This is a genomic window from Paraburkholderia acidiphila (assembly GCF_009789655.1).
Taxonomy (GTDB): Bacteria; Pseudomonadota; Gammaproteobacteria; order Burkholderiales; family Burkholderiaceae; genus Paraburkholderia; species Paraburkholderia acidiphila.
In genome coordinates this window covers 245,769-262,023 of record NZ_CP046911.1, presented here as the reverse complement: position 1 = coordinate 262,023, position 16,255 = coordinate 245,769, and the positions used below count along the sequence as shown (strand labels likewise).

The window sequence follows — 16,255 nt, the reverse complement described above, 5'->3', positions numbered from 1 at the left end:
GTGCGAGCGGCGCAGTGGTCCGTTCAATGATGTGGGAGCGCTACGGCGAAGACAATCAGACCATGGTCCTACCGCCACCCGGCGTGGCGCGATGGTGGCGCGAAGGCGCAATGACGCGCCCGCCGGCGCACGGCCTGAGTGGCCATGCGGTGCGGCGGGCGCAGAAGCGATGCTGCGTGGGATCAGAACTTGTGACGAATGCCGAGGCTCACCATGATCTGCGAACTCGAGCTGCCATTAAGCCCATAGTCCGCGACGGAAGCCACCGCGGTGGTCAGGATGGAGCCCGTTGCGGTCGGAACGCGCTGCGTGCCGTTGGCGTGCTGCCACGCGCCGACAAGGTAGACGTCGGTGCGCTTGGAGAGGTTGTAGTCGCCGCCCAGCGAGACCTGGTTATAGGTCGCCGAGGTGTCGCCCGCGCTGTGCGTCCACGTATAGCCAACGCCGATGAGAGACGCCGGCGTGAGCGCATAGTTCACGAAACCAGCTGCAACGTTGTAGCGCTGGTTGGATGGGAACAGCGATTGAGCGTCTGCCTTGTACTGCGCGTTGCTATACCGGCCGCCGAACGTAAAGGGTCCGGCCACGTACTGCAGGGCAACGGAACCAATGCCGACCCACTTGGCGGTTTCGTAGGCGAGGTTCTGGAAACCGCCATCGAACGTGCCGTCCGAACTGCTGGTCCAGTTCAGGCGCGGAATCGTGGAGTTGGCGTTATACATGCGAACGTAGCCCGCCGCGATGCTGAACGGGCCGGTCACATAGCTGGCTGCCGCCGACCAGGTCTGCTGCGAACCCGTCGCGCCCGCGACGCCGCCAAACGCATACATGCCTTCGATCTGGAAGCCCGCGAATTGCGGCGACAGATATTTGATCGCATTGTTCGTACGAGAGCTGTTGTCGTTGTTGTCGACGTCGCCCGGCGTGGTGAAGGTGCTGCCCCAGTAATTGTCTGCGGTAAGCGGCTGGACCATGTCGACGACCGGGTCGTACTGACGGCCCAGTGTGATCGTGCCGTACTGCTGGTGCGTCAAGCCCACGAACGCCTGGCGTCCGAACAGGCGGCCGCCCTGTTCCGAAACACCGCTATTGATGTCGAATCCGCTTTCCAGCTGGAAGATCGCTTTCAGGCCGCCGCCCAGGTCTTCCGCTCCCTTCAATCCCCAGCGGGACCCTTGCAGATTGCCGCCTTGCATCCGATACAGGTTGTTTCCGTCGGCGTCGGCGTTGTGGACGAACTGGAAGGCTTCGTCGATCACGCCATACAAGGTGACGCTGCTTTGCGCTTGTGCCACCGGCGCCAGCATGGAAAGCGGAACAGGAAGCAACATAAGCGCAAGCTTTTTCATGTTTGCAACTCCTTCACGCACCGGGTAATCGGTGTTCCTATATTAGTCGCTTGCTCCGGAGCGACCCGCGCGTGAAATTGGTTCCGTTGTCGGCGCAAGACACTCAAACCGGTACGAAGAAGGCCGGCGCTCTGTAACCGCAACTTAAATAAAGCGTGGATACCGGCATGTTTGCAAATGCGGTCATACCCTTCTCCTACCGCACTGAAGTCCGCCGCGCATAAACAATCAGGAGTCCGTACACGATCGCCGCGGCGAGGCTCGTGCACCCGCTATACCAGACGAGCCCAAGCGCCCAGCCCTTGGCCGCCACCGCCAGCCACAGCGCAACGAATAACGCGCACCAGCCCGCGCATCGCAGAGCACGGCAAAGCGCGGCGGACATCGGCGCGCGACTCCCACTCGTGTCCGTTTGCGCAGCGCCAGCGTAACGGCTGGGTCTGGTTTTCGTACGTCTGCGAGAGGCACTCGCCTCCATGACTGGCCGCAAGCGCCCGCATCGCCTCAATGGTGTCGCGCATGCGTTCGCGATAACACGCCCAGCACCAGCTCCCGTCCCGGATGCAGGCATAGGTGGTATGCCAGCGATGGCCCGCTGCGCACTCGAACAGTAGCGGCGTATTGGTGTTGGCATAGCTGGTTGACAGGCACCGGCCACCGCGCTTCGCGACCAGCCGCTGGATATCGTCCAGCGGGAGGCGTCGCTTCTGCACCGCGCACGCCCGGCACCACGAACCCCGTATCACGTTGGACGGTATCGCGGTCCAGCGCTGCCCCTAGGCGCATTCCCATTCGAGCGCCGTCGTTGAGTTGACGTAGTGCGTCGAGAGGCACCGACCTCCTCGCGCCGTGGCGAGCGCCTGCATCTGCTCGATTGTCAACGGTCGGTTCATCTGCTTCCCTGCGCCCGCATCAGGTACGGATTCCTCATTTTTTCTGTTCCGTATCGAGAACGAGATTGCGGTCCGCCGCGACGAGCCTGACCGGGTCAGTTTCTTTCCACTGAGATTTCGGGACCAGTACGGACCATTCCGCGTCGGACGTGTCGCGAAAGAACGCCGCCACGCCCACGAAGTTCGCCTCGTCGCCGATGGGCTCCGACACCTTTAGCGTCTGCCCCGGCCCGAGCGTGACGTCCCGGCTCCAGAGCGTCGCCGCCTTCAGCGTGTCGCTGCCGCCTAGCAGTTGCGCGTAGGTCGCCGTCGCAAAGGGCCGGTCGTCCTTTAACTGGACAATGCGCAGCACGACCGGCAGCGACGCTCCGCGCGTGTCCGGATTGAGCGCCCCACGCGCGACGATGGTGAGGTTCATCTGCTTCACCTTCGACACGAACACGGCCTGCGTCGCCGCCACCGTGCCGTCCTTGACCGACTGCAACACGCCGCACGCCGGGAGGACCAGCGCGAGGCCGATCAGGAGCGCGCCCTTCACAATCGCGTTTTGCATCAGAAAGGCGCTCCCTCGAACTCGATGGCCGGATAGACCGTCTCCTTTCCGTCTATGCACAGGATCAGCCGCATCGAATGGTGAAAGCACGCGTAACGGCCTATAAAGTGGTTGAGCACGTCGCCAAAGAGTACGGCGTCGCCAGGTCCCTCGAAGGCAGTGGGGTCGAGGTCGACGTGTACGCAAACCTCGCGGTGCATGTAGGCCCGCTGAAGGACGTTTTTCGCGGACAGCCGCACCCACCGGACTGCCTCGATGCGGCGCGTCGCCCCGTCGTCCGGCTTCCAGTCGTAGAGTTCCAGCGTTTCCTGCAGCGCCTCTTCGCCCTCCACCGAGATCCGGTTGATCTCGTTCGCGCCGCCCGCCGTAAACTGGCCGAGCACACGCCAGTCATATCCCGGGTAATAGCGCGGCGGATAGGCCGGCGGCGTCGGCGCCGTCAGGTTGCGCACCGACGCGATGCCAGTGAAGCCCGAGACGGTCTCGGTAATCGTCGCTTCGGTCAGCGCCATGGCCGGCAGGCGCCCGTTATTCGCGAGCGCGCGCACCGTCAGGTAGCCGTCGGGCGGGGGGCGGTCCTCATCGTCCTGCGCGTCGCGGTGCGTGCCCGACCAGAGCTGGCCCTCCAGCATGACCCATAGTTCGCGCCCGTTCACGCCGAAGTGCGTCGAGGTGTGGTAGTACCGCTCCGGCCTGTCGTAGCGCGTGAGCCAGCCGCGATGCTGGAAGCTCCTGAACGGCTGGTAGGCATGCTGCGCACTGTCCTCCGGGTTCGTCGCGATCACCGAGACGATGTCGTACGGCTCGACATGACCGGCGACACCAGGCTGCACCCGAACGCGATGTTCCTGGTCGTGCCAGCCGGTGGGGCGCAGCGGCAGCGCGTCGACCTCAAACAGGTTGATCACGGGCGTACAGAAAAGACGGAAGCTGTCGCGACTGATCGGATGATCGCCGGGCATACGCCCTTCAAGTTCGATCTCGAACGTCATCTGCGCTTCGCCGGGCGGCAGCGTCGCAGCATCGAAGCCACACAGGTCGACAAAGTGGAACTTCTGCGGAAAGGCGAAGTATTCCAGCAGCGTCTGCTCGCGGTCGAGTTCCTCGTCGCGCTTCGCGTCCGTCACCGGCCAGAGCCGTGTCGACGGGCCGAAACCCGACGCCTCGAAGCGCACGTCGGGCTGCGGCTGTAATGCGCCATCGCGTACCGACGGCAGACGCAGGCTGATCGCGGCCACCTGGCGGGTCAGTGCCGCGTACAGCGCGGCAGCGGCGGCCCGGTCGCCATGCAGGTACAGGCGGATGCGCGAGAGGTCGACGCGCTCGCGCTGCTCCCCGAGCCAGAGGCCGAAGCTGAGGCGGATGACCGTACGCCCGTCCGCGCGAACGGCGAGTACCGCATCCTCCACCGAAAGCGGCAGCAGTTCGACGGATTGCGTCGTCCGGTACGGGCACTGTACGCTCTCGGGACCGATGGGCGCTGAACGTACTACGGCCCCCGCCGGTATCTGCGCTGCGGCCTGGACTGTGCGGTTCAGGGGCGTGCATTCGATGATCGACAGCGAGGGAATCGCCCGCGCCGCGTACTCGTAGAGGTTGTCGAGCAGCGGGTCGGTAATCTCCGGCATGCCATCGTCGAGCTTCATGCGCAGCCGCGCCATGAGCAACGCGAATCCTTCGTAGACCGCCCGGACCTGGTCGTCCTCCTGACCGTACTGCATGCCGAGACGCCGCGCGGCGTCGGGATGGTCGCGAGCGAACTCCCGGCCAGCCTCGCGCAGATAGCGCATCTCCCCGTCGAAATACCTCAGAAACGGATTCTCGTGTTCAGCCGGGTTGTGTTTCCACGGTGCGGTCATGGTTGCATCTCGGGTGGCAGGGGTGGCAGGGAGGGCAGACCGGAGATCACCCCGGCGCGTCCCGTTACGAAGATGCGCTCGGGCATCTGGAAGCCGCGCAGCTTGAGCAGGTCAAGCGGACCCGCGCCCGCCTGGACGCGCAGCAGGTAGCGCAACGGCAAAGGTGTCTCGCTAACCGCCGTCGCCGAGGCGGCCTTCGTGTCGCCGCTGGCCGCCACGCCATTCCAGACCAGTTCGAAGCGCGAATCGTCCAGTGGTTTAATCTGCGCTCTTTCGAGAATCCGCAGAAACGCCCAGTCGCCGCTCGCATCGGACGCGATGCGCGTACCCGCATCGAGCGATTGCCAGGTCAGCGAGGCGTGGCCGTTCAGGCCGTTACCGGGCCACACAAGCGGCGTCCAGGTCTCCCGCTGGTTGAAATAGACGATCTGCTGCCCGTCTACCGTCAGCTCCGTACGCGTGACGTCCGGCGTAGGCTGCGGCGTGATCTCGAAGTGATACCCCGCCTCGCCCTGCGCATAGAGGCGCGCGCCCAGCGGACCGAGCAGCCGCAGCATGGCGAGGAACTTCGGATCGAACTGAAGCGACTGCGGCGCGAGTTCGTTCGGTACCCACTGGTCGCCCTGGCGCTTGAGCACGCCGGAAAGCTCGACCTCGACGAAGCGGTTGACCAGCCCCGTATCGGGCCGCACGTACCGGCCCAGATCGGCAAGGGAGGCGTTCGCCGCCGTCGGCGCGAACGGGTACCGCGAGGCGAACGTCGAGGCGAAGGGTGCCGCCACGGCAGCACGCCACGCGTCGTTCAGGCTCGCGGCGGCAGGCTGAAGGACGGCCTGCCAGGCCGCGTCGAGCGGCTGCACGAACATCGTCTGCCCGAAGCCCGACCACTGCGCGCCCAGACTCGCGGCGGTCAGCGCTGCGTCATCGCGCGCCTGCGTGAGGTCTGAGAGCTTGCCCTGAAATACCGCCTGCGCAAGCGCGCGCGCCATCGACTGCGCATCGGGACTCGACTGGATCTGCTGGAGCTTGAGGCGCACCGTCGTATCCGCCGTGAGGACGCGCGAGAGGCTGACGCCGTTGAACGCGGCGGCATTCGCCGTCTTGCCGTCGCCAGTCTTGTTGCCGGTCGCCGCCGGGTTCGCGTCGCCCATCAGCGCCAGCAGCGGCCCGAACGAGCGGTCGAGCGGATTGACTACCGGTGTCTGCATCGCATCGCTGTCGCTCCCGCCGAGTAACCCTTGCGCCTTGCGCACCAGCGTATCGGTGAGCGCCTGCGAAGGACGGCCCGCCTCCCCCTGGTACTGCACCGACTTCATGACCGCGAGCAAGGGCGAGGTCTGCGCATCGGTCAGACGCGTAAGCTGGTCAATGACGCCGGAAAAGCTGGTCGCCGGGATCAACTGGAAGCTGTTGAGCATGGTCGCCCAGGCCGCCGTATAGTCCGTGAAGTAACGCGTGCGCAACCGCTCCCGGAGGTCGTCGGTCTCGCGCTTTGCATCGAGCGCGCTACGTGCCGCGCCCACCGCCCCTTCGACGACCGAGGCGCTCACCTGGGCGGTCGGCTGTTCGCCGGTCAGCACCCAGTCCCCCTCGACGTGCTGGTCTTTCGCAGCATCATCGATCGCCTTCTCTATCACGCCCTCCCAGGCCGCACGCGTGAAGATGCCCGGTACGGTCTGCGTCGTCGTGAAAAGACCGTGGGAATCGGCACCCGCGAGCAGCGTCGCAAGCGATACGTCGGCGTACTTGCCGCGCGCCTCGTCGAGGGCACGCTGATAGAGAACGTCGTCGCTCGCTGCGAGCCCGATCTGGTTCACCAGCGTCGAGCGCATCTGCGTCACGAGCGGCATCGATGCGCTGATCCGCCATTCGGGATGCGCCTTGAGGTGATCGGACCAGAAGCCCGCGAGCCGCTGCGAGGTATCGAGCCATTCGCCCGGGCGCATGGCGGGCGCGGGCCAGACGGCCAGCAGTTGCGACTTGAGGAACGGCGAGTCGGTACGCGCGGGCGTCGCGAGCATCAGGTACGCCTTGAGACGGCTATAGGCGAGCTGCTGTGCGTCATGGCTTTGCTGCTCGTCGGCGCGAACCTGCGAGAGCTGCCCGAGCTGCCCCTCCAGCGCCCGTACGGCAGGCTCGCGCAGGTTGCGCACGGCGACGGTACGGTATGGTTGCCAGAGCGCATCAAGCAGCTCGTCGTTGCGCGAGAGGCCCGCACGCAGATACCACGGTGCGCCGTGCGCACGCCGGTATTCGAGCGTCTCGATCTGCTGCTGGAGGGCGAGCTGCGTACGCATTGCCTGCGGGGTACCGGGTGCCGACGCCAGCGCCGCGGCGGCAGTTGTTTCGGCCTCGCGGATGAGCGCGTGATTGCCGAGGCCCGAGATCATCAGCGCGACGATCCAGGCCACGGCGCAGGCAATACCGGCCAGCGCGAGCGCATTGGGCCAGTAAAAACCGGTGCGGCGGCCGCGATATCCGGGCGAGCCCGCCGCGATCTCCTGCCATACCGGAACCAGGGCGGCCGGCTGGGTACGCGTCACCGTCATGGTCTGCGCCGACTGCACTTCGGCGGCCTCGGCGGGCGTGCCGTCGCCGCCCTCGACGACCGGCACCGGTACGACAGTCGGCCCCGGAAAGACCGGCGCGAACATGACGCCCGCCAGCGGCGCGCGCAGCCAGTTCGACGACGCCAGCGTACGCAGGCTCGTGGCAATGCGTTCGGTGTGGTCACCGATGTACTTCGAGACCTCCATCAGCCAGGTCACCCCGCTATGCCGGGTACAGAGGTGCACGCCCGCGTCTGCTGACCTGTGCTCGACCTCGTTCAGCAGTTCCGGCAGTCTCGCGGCGGCGGCCTGCGCCTGCCTGCGCGTCTCGTTCGGCATGAAGGCACCGACGGCGTCGAACCGCTCCGGCTGACTGCCGTGCGCCTCGACCGGATGCAGGAACGTCACGGGTGCCGCCCAGCCAAGCGCCGTGCCAAGCATTGAGAGCGTGCGCGGCAGTTCCGTATCGGCTTCATCTGCGCGCGCAACGTGAACCATGCCATCAACCGGAAAACGGCCACACAACCGCCGGATCTGGCCAAGCCACTTCGCCGGCTCGATGCCGTCCGGTGCCGCATGGACGAGGATGATCTCGCCGACGTGCAGGACGCCCGCCTGCCTGAGTCCGGGCGCGACCTGCTCGACCCGCTCGTCGGTACCGTGTACCAGCAGCCAGCGCAGGCGCCTGCGCCAGAACCAGCCGTGCGCGACGCGCAGTTCCTCGGCCATGCGTTGCAGCCGTGCGTCCCGCTTGAGGGGCTTTTCGGCCTTGACGGTATCGCCTGCCTCGCGGCGAAACAGCCGCCCGGCGAATGCGTAGGTGCCCGTAGCAAACAGGACAAGGTGAACAACTACGACGACCGCGAAGGTCGAGAGGATGGCGACGATCGCCCACAGTCGCGACTCGCTGGACGTCATACCGAACATATCGCCGTGCAGCGATACGAAGCCGATCGCGAGCAAGGCTATCGCCAGGGCGACGACCGGCAGCCCCCATATCGCGAGGCGGCTGGACGGGCCGGATTCTGCCGCCGGTGCTACATGCTCAGTTGAGAGCAGGTTAAGCCTGGGGTCTGTCATCGGAAATCTGATGGTTATCGGTTGTATTGGGCGTTACGTGCAGGACTGCAGACTGCATGCTGTCGACGATCAGTTGCGGGCCGTCTGCCTCGCCCGATTCGATGGCCGCTGCGACGGACAGCCAGCCGTTGCCGTCGCCGAAGTCGCCAACAATGCGGTCGGGCCTGCACTGCGCCTCGTCTTTCGAAATGGCGTCCATATGGGCGGCATAGAGCGCCTTGTCGCATCCATCGACAGGCCGGGTAATCCACGCGCGTACGAGCGAGGCATAGGCCGCCTTGCCCCATAACGCGGCATTGGCAAAGCCATATGCGGCCCCGCCAGCCAGGCCCTGGACGGGCCGGTGCAGGAGCGCCGCGACCCTGACCGGTTCCGGCAGCTTGAAGTACCCCGCCGAGAGCAGTACGGCGACGCATCCCTCGGTGCTGCCTTCAGGTGGTCCGCTCTCGTGCCATGCGGTCGCCACGACGAGCAGCGGACGGGGCTCCTTCGCGTCGAGCCACGCGTCGGCCACCAGCAGGCCATCTGACGCTTGTACCGCCTGTACCGCGAGCGATGGCAGGCCCGCGATGCGCAGCGCTTCGACGACCCGCGCGACCTCCGCCTGCTCACGGCCCGGGGCACTCAGTACGCGAATCTGCGGCCACCAGACCCGCTCGTAGCACGTCAGGGCACGCAGGTTCGCCTCCATCCGCTTGAGCGCCCCGGCAACCTTGAGCGTCAGCAGCGAAACGCGCTTCTGTGTCTGGTGCTCGTCGACGGTTTCTTCGCAATACTTAGGACCCGCCGGAGCAGGCTCCTCGACCGTCCAGTCCGCCTCCTCAAAGCGCGCATGAGAGATACGGTCCATCCCGGTACGCGGCATCTGTGCAACGGGCAGGCGTTTCCCGGCTGCCATCGCGCTGGCGAGCATCTGTCCGTCAGGCGGTTCTCCGCCAAGCGGCAGGCAGTAGCCGACGCCAAGCACCTGGAGCGCACGCTGCGCGGTACGCAGGCGCTGCGACAGCCACCGGCTCCGGTGATGGTTACGCCAGTGCGCCCGATACCACAGGCCCTCGTAGCCGATGCGCTCGATGCCAAACAACACGACGAACGCACCGTTCGGAACGCCAACGAACCAGAACCAGAACGATCCCCCGCTCGCCGGTTGTCCCTTCGGCCAGACCAGCATGGCAATGGCGACGCCGACTATGTTGCAGGCGAGCCAGATGCAGCACCACCACGGCCAGAACCGGGGACGGCGCGGGTAGGCGCTCGGGCGGCCCGCTGGTGAGAGATCAACCGGCATTACGCGATATTGACGTTCTGAAGCGACGAGATCAGCCGGCAACCGCACGCGCATCGCTGGTGGTGCATGGCGACCCACTTGCCGTCGCGGTCGGGGAACTTCTCGTAACCCTCGCCGACAACCGTCGGGCCGTGCTGCGCGCAGAGCGCCGCGTCGCCCTTACGGGCGAGCGACCTGCCCATGAAGTTGTTCCACGGCGAGCGTCGCAGGCGTCGAGAGAATTCGCCCGAAACGCAGCATCTCGTACCCGTCGCTTGGGCAGGTGCCATAGAGCGCCGTCGCGCGATGATAAAGATCGTATTCGTAGTCCTTTTCCTTGACCGGCTGTGCCGTCAGCAGCGAGCGCGAGCCATCCGTCGCAACGCTCCACACATTGGTGTACTTCGCCCCCTTGCTGAAGTACGTCTCGACGTCGAGCGGCAGGGTATTCGTAGCTGTCTGCCCCGTCTCGAACTTGATGCCGTACAACTTGTGGTGTGCATCCGTTCCCGGCGGCAATGCGAAGAACTGTTGCCCGGCGGGGATCGTATAGTACGTATGCCCCCAGCAGTCCGTCGTCGTCGGCGTATCCGGCGCCGGATTGCCGAGCTGCGTATGACCAAAGTACGTATCGAAGTCGCCCGGCAGCATAAAGACTTCGCAGTGCATGTACACAATGCCCTGATAACGCCCGAGATAACCGAGGATATCCTTGCGCCGCACCTTGTGGCCGCCACCCGACGCCGCTGGCGTAACCTGCCCTTTGGTGTCCGGGCCGGACGGCTTGCAAAGGAACTCCGCCAGCCCCGTCCGGTCGTATCCCATCGCGTAGCACTCAGCGAGCGATGCCAGGTGCATATAGAGCGAATAGAACGTCAGCTTGCGACCATCACCCGTTTCGGTCGAGTGCTTGAGGAGGACGAAGCCCGCGTTGCTGTTGTCGGAATCGATCGCGTGCTGGCAGACCCGATAGGCGACGACCTCGCCGTCGGCGATGGCGTAAACCGCGCCGTGCGTGTCGGGTGCCAGATGGACGCCACAATGCCAGCGCCGGTCGAACGCGACCGGATAGACGCCGTGCGCAAGTTCGAACTTGTCGACGGCGTCCATCATGGGATCGGGCTTCGAGGCATCGCTCGAAGTCAGGCCCGAGGCCGGCAGAAAGGGAGGGCTGATAATCATGGCGGTCTAGTGCGTATGGGAGTACAGGTCGTCGAGCTTGAGATCGCTCTGGGGCAGGACAGGCAACGTCGTCGGTACGTTATCGGGTCCGACGAAGGTAAACGAGGCGGCCTTGATGGTGTATGCGCCCGGACAATGGAACGTGATGTTGCCGTTCTCCAGGACGACAGAAGCGCCCCCACAGTTCAACGTGATCTTCGACTTCGCCGATACTTCGACGTCAGCGCTTTCGCTCGCGACGCGCAACTGCTTCTGCGCGAACAGATCCATCCCGTCCGTCAGCGCCGCCAGCAGGACCTTCCCCTTCGCCGCGACAAAACTCAGCCCGAGCTTGTGCGCGCACAGCGAGATCAGTTCGCCCGCTACCATGCGCAGCCGCTTCGCGATACTCGCGTCCATGTTCTGGCCTGCGGTGACGATTACGCTCTCGCCCGCCGAGTGCTGGGTCGATTTCGGCGTCACGAACGCCATGCCACCCGGTGCGCTCGCGAGCAGCCCCGCATCGCGAAGCTGGTTCAGTCCGTCGAGGAGCGCCGCCTGCGTCGCGCGGTCCGCAGGATCGGCCCCGGCCTGCGTCGTCGCCGCCGCGAGATCCGTCACGCGCTGTAGTGCCGCCTTGAGTTGCGCAACGGCGGCAGGCATTTCGAGGTGAGGCGTATCGGCTCCCGCCGCCGCGTCCGCCGAGAAGAACAGCCCTTTCGCCGCGCGTGTCGTGCCCCATCCCTGGGTCGTGATTTCGTAGCCCTCGCCGCGCTTGAGCTTCCTGCTGTCGAGCAGGTAGCCCTGATTCATCGCCGTCTGGTTGTAGACCGTCGCGATTCGCGCGCTTTCCTTGCCCTGAAGATCGTTGAATACGATCTCCGAGCCGCGCAGCGGCGAGCGCCAGATTGCGTAGCTAAACATCGCCTGCGCGCCGTGGACGATGTCCGGGTGCGAATAGTCGTGCAGGGCACCCGAGATATGGATACGGTCGACGTCGTTGTGGGCCGCTTCGAGCAGGACCTCGGTCGTCGGAAGCAGCGGCGAGTGGAAGCCACCCAGATAAGACGAGGACGGACGTAGCAGGCGCAGCTTGAGCAGTTGCCGGTCGGTATTGCCCGAGCCTTGCAGAAACTTCGGCAGAACCGGATAACGCCCGTATTCGTCAAGGCATGCGTAGGGTGCCGAATCAAACGTTGTGACGACCCCGACGACCGGACCATTCAGAAATCGCCAGTGCTTTTCGTAAACAAATCGAGGTCGGTACGCGAGGTGCGCGGGCATCGCCTTGAAGCGGGTGAACGCCGGTTTCGTGCGGCTGCCCTTCATGACCATCGACGTAATCACGAAGCCGTATTCCGCGCTCGCGAGCTTCGTGTTCGTCAGCTTCATGACGACGCCCGGCGCGACGCCCTTCGCGTCAGTGGTACCGGAGAGCGTCGCCTGCCGCGCGACCAGTTCGTCGCGCCGCGTCTGTACGTACGTCTCGCCCTGCTCCTGCGTGAGGTGGAACTCCGCGCTGCGACTGATCTGGCCGAATACCGAGCGGTCCCCCGCTTCCGTGGAGACCTCCGCGCTCGCCCGTAGCGGGTCGTCCGGCGTGCGATAGTTGCGCTCCCACACCTCGACCGTCGCGGCAACCAGCCTGCGGTGCTCGTTGACCTTCTGCGCCGCTTCCTGCCAGTTGCTGTTCAGGCCCGCGCCGGTAAGCAGGGGGACGTCGATCGAGCGGACATACGCACGCGGGTTGTTTGCGAAAACAATGGTATCAAGCCGCCCGTCCTTGGAGCGGCCCTGTTTGTAAAACCAGAAAACGCCCTTGCGGCGGCAATGACGTGCAATCAGGTTGTAAAGCGACTCCTCGTACATGACAACCTGTTCCATCTTCTGGTCGAGTCCCTCAATCTGGAACTCCACGTCGAAGGCATCGAAATTCTTCCGGTCGATCACGGCCTGCGTGATCAGCTCCTGGAGGGTGACGTCCTTGAACGTGTCGGATTTGACGATCCGTTTGAGCAGGGCCGCGAAGCGCGGCTCGATGCGCAGGCGGTAGGTGCCCTCATCACGACTCACGCTCACGCGCTTCCAGCGCGTAACGACGCCGTTGAAGGTTGCCGCCTCACGGTCAACGGAATCGGCATAGCTCGCCGAGGGAACCGCCGCGCGCTCGTCGATCTGCAACCCCGCGCGTTTGCCCACGCAGAGCTTGCCGTCGATGGCCAGTTCCGGCGACGTTACCGTGACGTCAACGAAATAGTCCTGGCAGAAGCCCGCCTTCGCCTTGAACTTGACGACGTCGAGCGGAATTTCGAGCCCCCCGATCCAGATACTCAGGCGCTGGCTCAGGCGCGCGCTCGGGTGAAGCAAGGTATCCGTAAAACGTTTCGTCACAGCATCCATACGCATCCCGATTCGTTAAAAGGAACGAGGCGAAGCCGCCGGACTTACCGCTTCTCGCCGGACTCGCAATTTCTGAGAAGCAACGATTAAGGAATTACTTCATCGACGCGTCAATTAGCGAATCCCGATGGCGTCTGAAATTCCCGACGTTTTTGTCAAACAAGGAAAATTCAACGATGCACCGATTTTTCGGGATGCCGTTACGTGTTAGGCCGGCTTACCGGCTCGCGCCGCGCATGAACAGCACGGCAAGCGTGGACGTCGCGCCCCACAGGACACACCCGGCGAACAGCGCCGCGCTCATGACGGCACCCGCGACGGCGACGCGGGGAACGGCCAGCGCGCCGGCGCGAGTCGTGTTTCTTCGGTCACGAGATTGCCTATCGTGAACTGGTGCGCGAGCCCGGAAAGCTCCGCGCACGCGTTGTCAATGACGGCGCGCAGGTCCTCGGCGGATTTGTCCGGGGTGCTTTCACAGCGAAGCTCGCCAAGGATGCGGAGCAGTTCAAGCGAGCCATGCAGGATACGTTCGCGGTGGAACGCTTCGAGGTCTTCGAGAATGGCGATGCGATCCTCGGGCGATGCGAGGTCGGAAATACCCGTGCGGCTATCGTCGGGATTCATGCTACCGTCTGTTCGCGCATCCATCTCGTACGACGAGGCGCGCCAGAGCAGGCTCTGGCGCGCCTCCGGCGCTCAGATCGACTTGACTTCGCCGCCGTCCATCCGGAGCGTCGTGCCCGTCATCCAGTGCGCGCCCGGCGACACGATGAACGCCATCAGTTCGGCGATCTCCTCGGGCGTGCCGTAGCGCGCGATGCCCGCTTCGGCGGGGAATTTCGCCGTGGCTTCCTCCACGCTCATGTCGTGCAGCGGCGCCCAGTGCTCCAGATACGACTGGCGGCGCCCCGTCATCACGGGGCCGGGCAGCACGCTGTTGACCTGCACGCCGTCCGCGACGCCGCGATCCGAAAACGCCTTCGCGAGCGCGACGATCGCCGCGTTGATCGTGCCGACCGCCGCATAAGGCGCCTTCGGGAACACAGCCGAATTGCCCGACATCAGCACGACCGCGCCCGAGCTGGCCTTTAGCGCCGGCCACGCTTCGATCGTCAAACGTCGCGCACCGTGCAGTTTGAGCGCGAGGCCGCCCTCCCATTGCTCGTCGGTCATTTCGAACAGATCGATCTGCGGCACCGCGCCCGCAATGTTGAGCAACGCGTCGATGCGCCCGAACGCCGCGAGTGTTTGCTGCACCACGTGCCGCGCGGCTTCGCTACGCGACAGATCGATGTCGATCACGAGCGCCTCGGCGCCTGCCTCCCTCACCTGTGCGGCGGTCTGCTCGAGCGACTCGCGGTTGCGCGCCACCACGGCGACAGCGTCGAAGTCACGCGCCAGCCTCACGGCCGTCGATCGGCCAATGCCCTGACTTGCACCCGTTACGATTGCGACTTTGCTGACCATCTTTCTCACTCCTCATTCGATCAGTATTGCCAATCATTATTCGAGAAACTGCGTGATCGCCTTGGCGATTTCATCGGCGTGCGTTTCCAGCGCGAAGTGTCCCGTGTCGAACAAGCGCACCACCGCTTGCGGCAAATCGCGCTTGAATGCCTCTGCGCCCGCGGGCAGGAAGAACGGATCATTCTTGCCCCACACCGCGAGAAACGGCGGCTGGTGCGTGCGGAAGTACTGCTGAAACGCCGGGTAGAGCGCCACGTTGTTCCGGTAATCGCGGAACAGGTCGAGCTGGATGTCGTGCGCGCCTGGGCGATTCATATAGTAGTCGTCGAGCGAATAGCCGTCGGGCGATAACGCCGAAGCGTCGGGCACGCCCTGCGTGTATTGCCAGACCGTCGCTTCGCGCGTGAGCAGCGCGCGCAGCGCGTCGCGATGCGTGGACGACGGGTCCTGCCAGTAAGCGCGAATCGGATTCCAGCCGTCGCTCAGGCCTTCCTCGTAGGCATTGCCGTTTTGCGAAACGATCGCTGTGATGCGCTCAGGATGCGCGAGCGCCAGCCGAAAGCCCGTGGGCGCGCCGTAGTCGAACACGTATATCGCGAACCGGTCGAAGCCGATGCGCTCGGTAAAGCGCGCAATGACGTTTGCGATGTTCTCGAACGTGTACGAAAACTGGTCTCGATCCGGCAAGTCCGATTGACCGAAGCCCGGCAGGTCCGGCGCGACGATATGAAAGCGCTCCGCGAGCTTCGGAATGAGGTCGCGGAACATGTGGCCGGCGCTCGGAAAGCCGTGCAGCAGCAGGAGCTTCGGTGCGCCGGCGCGCCCCGCTTCCCGGTAGAACACGTTGAAGCCGTCGACATCGGCGCGATGGTAGGTAGTGGCGGTCATGGGTGCCTCCAGAGTGGAACGGACAATCGCGCGGGTTAGCGCGAAGAAACGGACCGAACGGCTTCGGCGATAACTTCGGCGACGGCGTCGGGCGCCGTGACGCCCGGCGTGTGGTCAACCTCATGTGCGCGGAGCTGGGCGTTCATCCGGCTTGCCATGAAGCGTTGCGTATCGGGATCGATCATGCGGTCCTCGCCGGCGACGAGAAACCAGGCCGGCCGGTCTTTCCACAGCGGCCGCGCCACCGCTTCGCCGATGCACGCCGCCGCAATGGGACGCTGGATCGCCGCGAGCGCCGCCGCCTCCTGCCGCGTGGCGTGCTGCGCGAATGCATTGGCGAATGCCTCGTGCGGCAGCCAGATCCAGCCGTGGCGGTCGGGCGCGAGTTGCGGCGCCTGCGGGTGCGTCTTGCCGCGATAGAACACGTCGGCCACGGTCTCGCCCTCGTCAGGCGCAAGCGCGGCCACGTACACCAGCGCCGCGACGTTCGCGGCGCGAGTGGCGCCGATCACCGCCCCCGCATAAGCGTGACCAGCCAGCACGACCGGCCCGTCGACCCGTTCGAGCGCGCGCTCGAGCGCCGCCGCATCGTCGCCCAGCGATGTGAGCGGAAGCGGGGCCGCCACGGCATCGATGCCCTGACGGCTCAGCCGCTCGATCACCCTGCTCCAGCTCGACCCGTCCGCCCATGCGCCGTGCGCCAGCACCACACTCGTATTGCCGTGAGACATGCCCTGCTCCTTGGAGAAAAGTGGCGCCGGCTGCTGTGGCATCGCCCGATCTGTACCG

The 16,255-nt window shown here is 65.1% G+C and carries 13 protein-coding genes; all 13 read right to left on the bottom strand.

The window, feature by feature from the left end; translation table 11 throughout:
- Positions 1 to 182 precede the first annotated feature (182 nt).
- The 13 genes from FAZ97_RS25415 to FAZ97_RS25355 all read right to left on the bottom strand — a co-directional run bounded on the left by FAZ97_RS25415 (position 183) and on the right by FAZ97_RS25355 (position 16,197).
- Positions 183 to 1,349 carry a porin gene (locus tag FAZ97_RS25415; protein ID WP_158761274.1) on the bottom strand — a complete coding sequence of 389 codons (1,167 nt, stop codon included), beginning with the start codon at positions 1,347 to 1,349 and terminating at the stop codon, positions 183 to 185.
- Between the two features lie 196 nt (positions 1,350 to 1,545).
- Entirely contained in the window at positions 1,546 to 1,734 is a 189-nt protein-coding gene (locus FAZ97_RS25410) for a DUF3325 family protein (protein WP_233271898.1), read from the bottom strand.
- A gap of 542 nt (positions 1,735 to 2,276) precedes the next feature.
- Positions 2,277 to 2,795 (bottom strand): type VI secretion system lipoprotein TssJ, encoded by a 519-nt coding sequence (gene tssJ, locus FAZ97_RS25405; protein WP_158761272.1) that lies wholly within the window; start codon positions 2,793 to 2,795, stop codon positions 2,277 to 2,279.
- Entirely contained in the window at positions 2,795 to 4,654 is a 1,860-nt protein-coding gene (gene tssF, locus FAZ97_RS25400) for a type VI secretion system baseplate subunit TssF (RefSeq protein ID WP_158761271.1), read from the bottom strand. Before tssF ends, tssJ begins: the two co-directional genes overlap by 1 nt.
- Positions 4,651 to 8,283 carry an ImcF-related family protein gene (locus FAZ97_RS25395; protein ID WP_158761270.1) on the bottom strand — a complete coding sequence of 1,211 codons (3,633 nt, stop codon included), beginning with the start codon at positions 8,281 to 8,283 and terminating at the stop codon, positions 4,651 to 4,653. The genes tssF and FAZ97_RS25395 overlap by 4 nt, the downstream gene beginning before the upstream one ends.
- The gene (locus FAZ97_RS25390) at positions 8,264 to 9,571 is read right to left on the bottom strand and encodes a hypothetical protein (protein WP_158761269.1); all 1,308 of its coding nucleotides are present in this window, start codon (positions 9,569 to 9,571) and stop codon (positions 8,264 to 8,266) included. Before FAZ97_RS25390 ends, FAZ97_RS25395 begins: the two co-directional genes overlap by 20 nt.
- Positions 9,571 to 9,753 (bottom strand): PAAR domain-containing protein, encoded by a 183-nt coding sequence (locus FAZ97_RS25385; RefSeq protein ID WP_233271897.1) that lies wholly within the window; start codon positions 9,751 to 9,753, stop codon positions 9,571 to 9,573. The genes FAZ97_RS25390 and FAZ97_RS25385 overlap by 1 nt, the downstream gene beginning before the upstream one ends.
- On the bottom strand, positions 9,731 to 10,732 hold the full coding sequence (locus FAZ97_RS25380; RefSeq protein WP_158761267.1) for a M23 family metallopeptidase: 1,002 nt from the start codon (positions 10,730 to 10,732) through the stop codon (positions 9,731 to 9,733). The genes FAZ97_RS25385 and FAZ97_RS25380 overlap by 23 nt, the downstream gene beginning before the upstream one ends.
- 6 nt (positions 10,733 to 10,738) lie before the next feature.
- Positions 10,739 to 13,111 carry a type VI secretion system tip protein VgrG gene (vgrG, locus tag FAZ97_RS25375; RefSeq protein WP_158762409.1) on the bottom strand — a complete coding sequence of 791 codons (2,373 nt, stop codon included), beginning with the start codon at positions 13,109 to 13,111 and terminating at the stop codon, positions 10,739 to 10,741.
- A gap of 300 nt (positions 13,112 to 13,411) precedes the next feature.
- Positions 13,412 to 13,735, bottom strand: coding sequence for a hypothetical protein (locus tag FAZ97_RS25370; protein WP_158761266.1), 324 nt, complete (start codon positions 13,733 to 13,735; stop codon positions 13,412 to 13,414).
- Positions 13,736 to 13,807: 72 nt separating this feature from the next.
- The gene (locus tag FAZ97_RS25365; protein ID WP_158761265.1) at positions 13,808 to 14,578 is read right to left on the bottom strand and encodes an SDR family oxidoreductase; all 771 of its coding nucleotides are present in this window, start codon (positions 14,576 to 14,578) and stop codon (positions 13,808 to 13,810) included.
- A 36-nt stretch (positions 14,579 to 14,614) separates the two neighbouring features.
- Positions 14,615 to 15,466 (bottom strand): alpha/beta fold hydrolase, encoded by an 852-nt coding sequence (locus tag FAZ97_RS25360; RefSeq protein ID WP_158761264.1) that lies wholly within the window; start codon positions 15,464 to 15,466, stop codon positions 14,615 to 14,617.
- Positions 15,467 to 15,501: 35 nt separating this feature from the next.
- Positions 15,502 to 16,197 (bottom strand): alpha/beta fold hydrolase, encoded by a 696-nt coding sequence (locus FAZ97_RS25355; RefSeq protein WP_158761263.1) that lies wholly within the window; start codon positions 16,195 to 16,197, stop codon positions 15,502 to 15,504.
- Between the last annotated feature and the right edge of the window lie 58 nt (positions 16,198 to 16,255).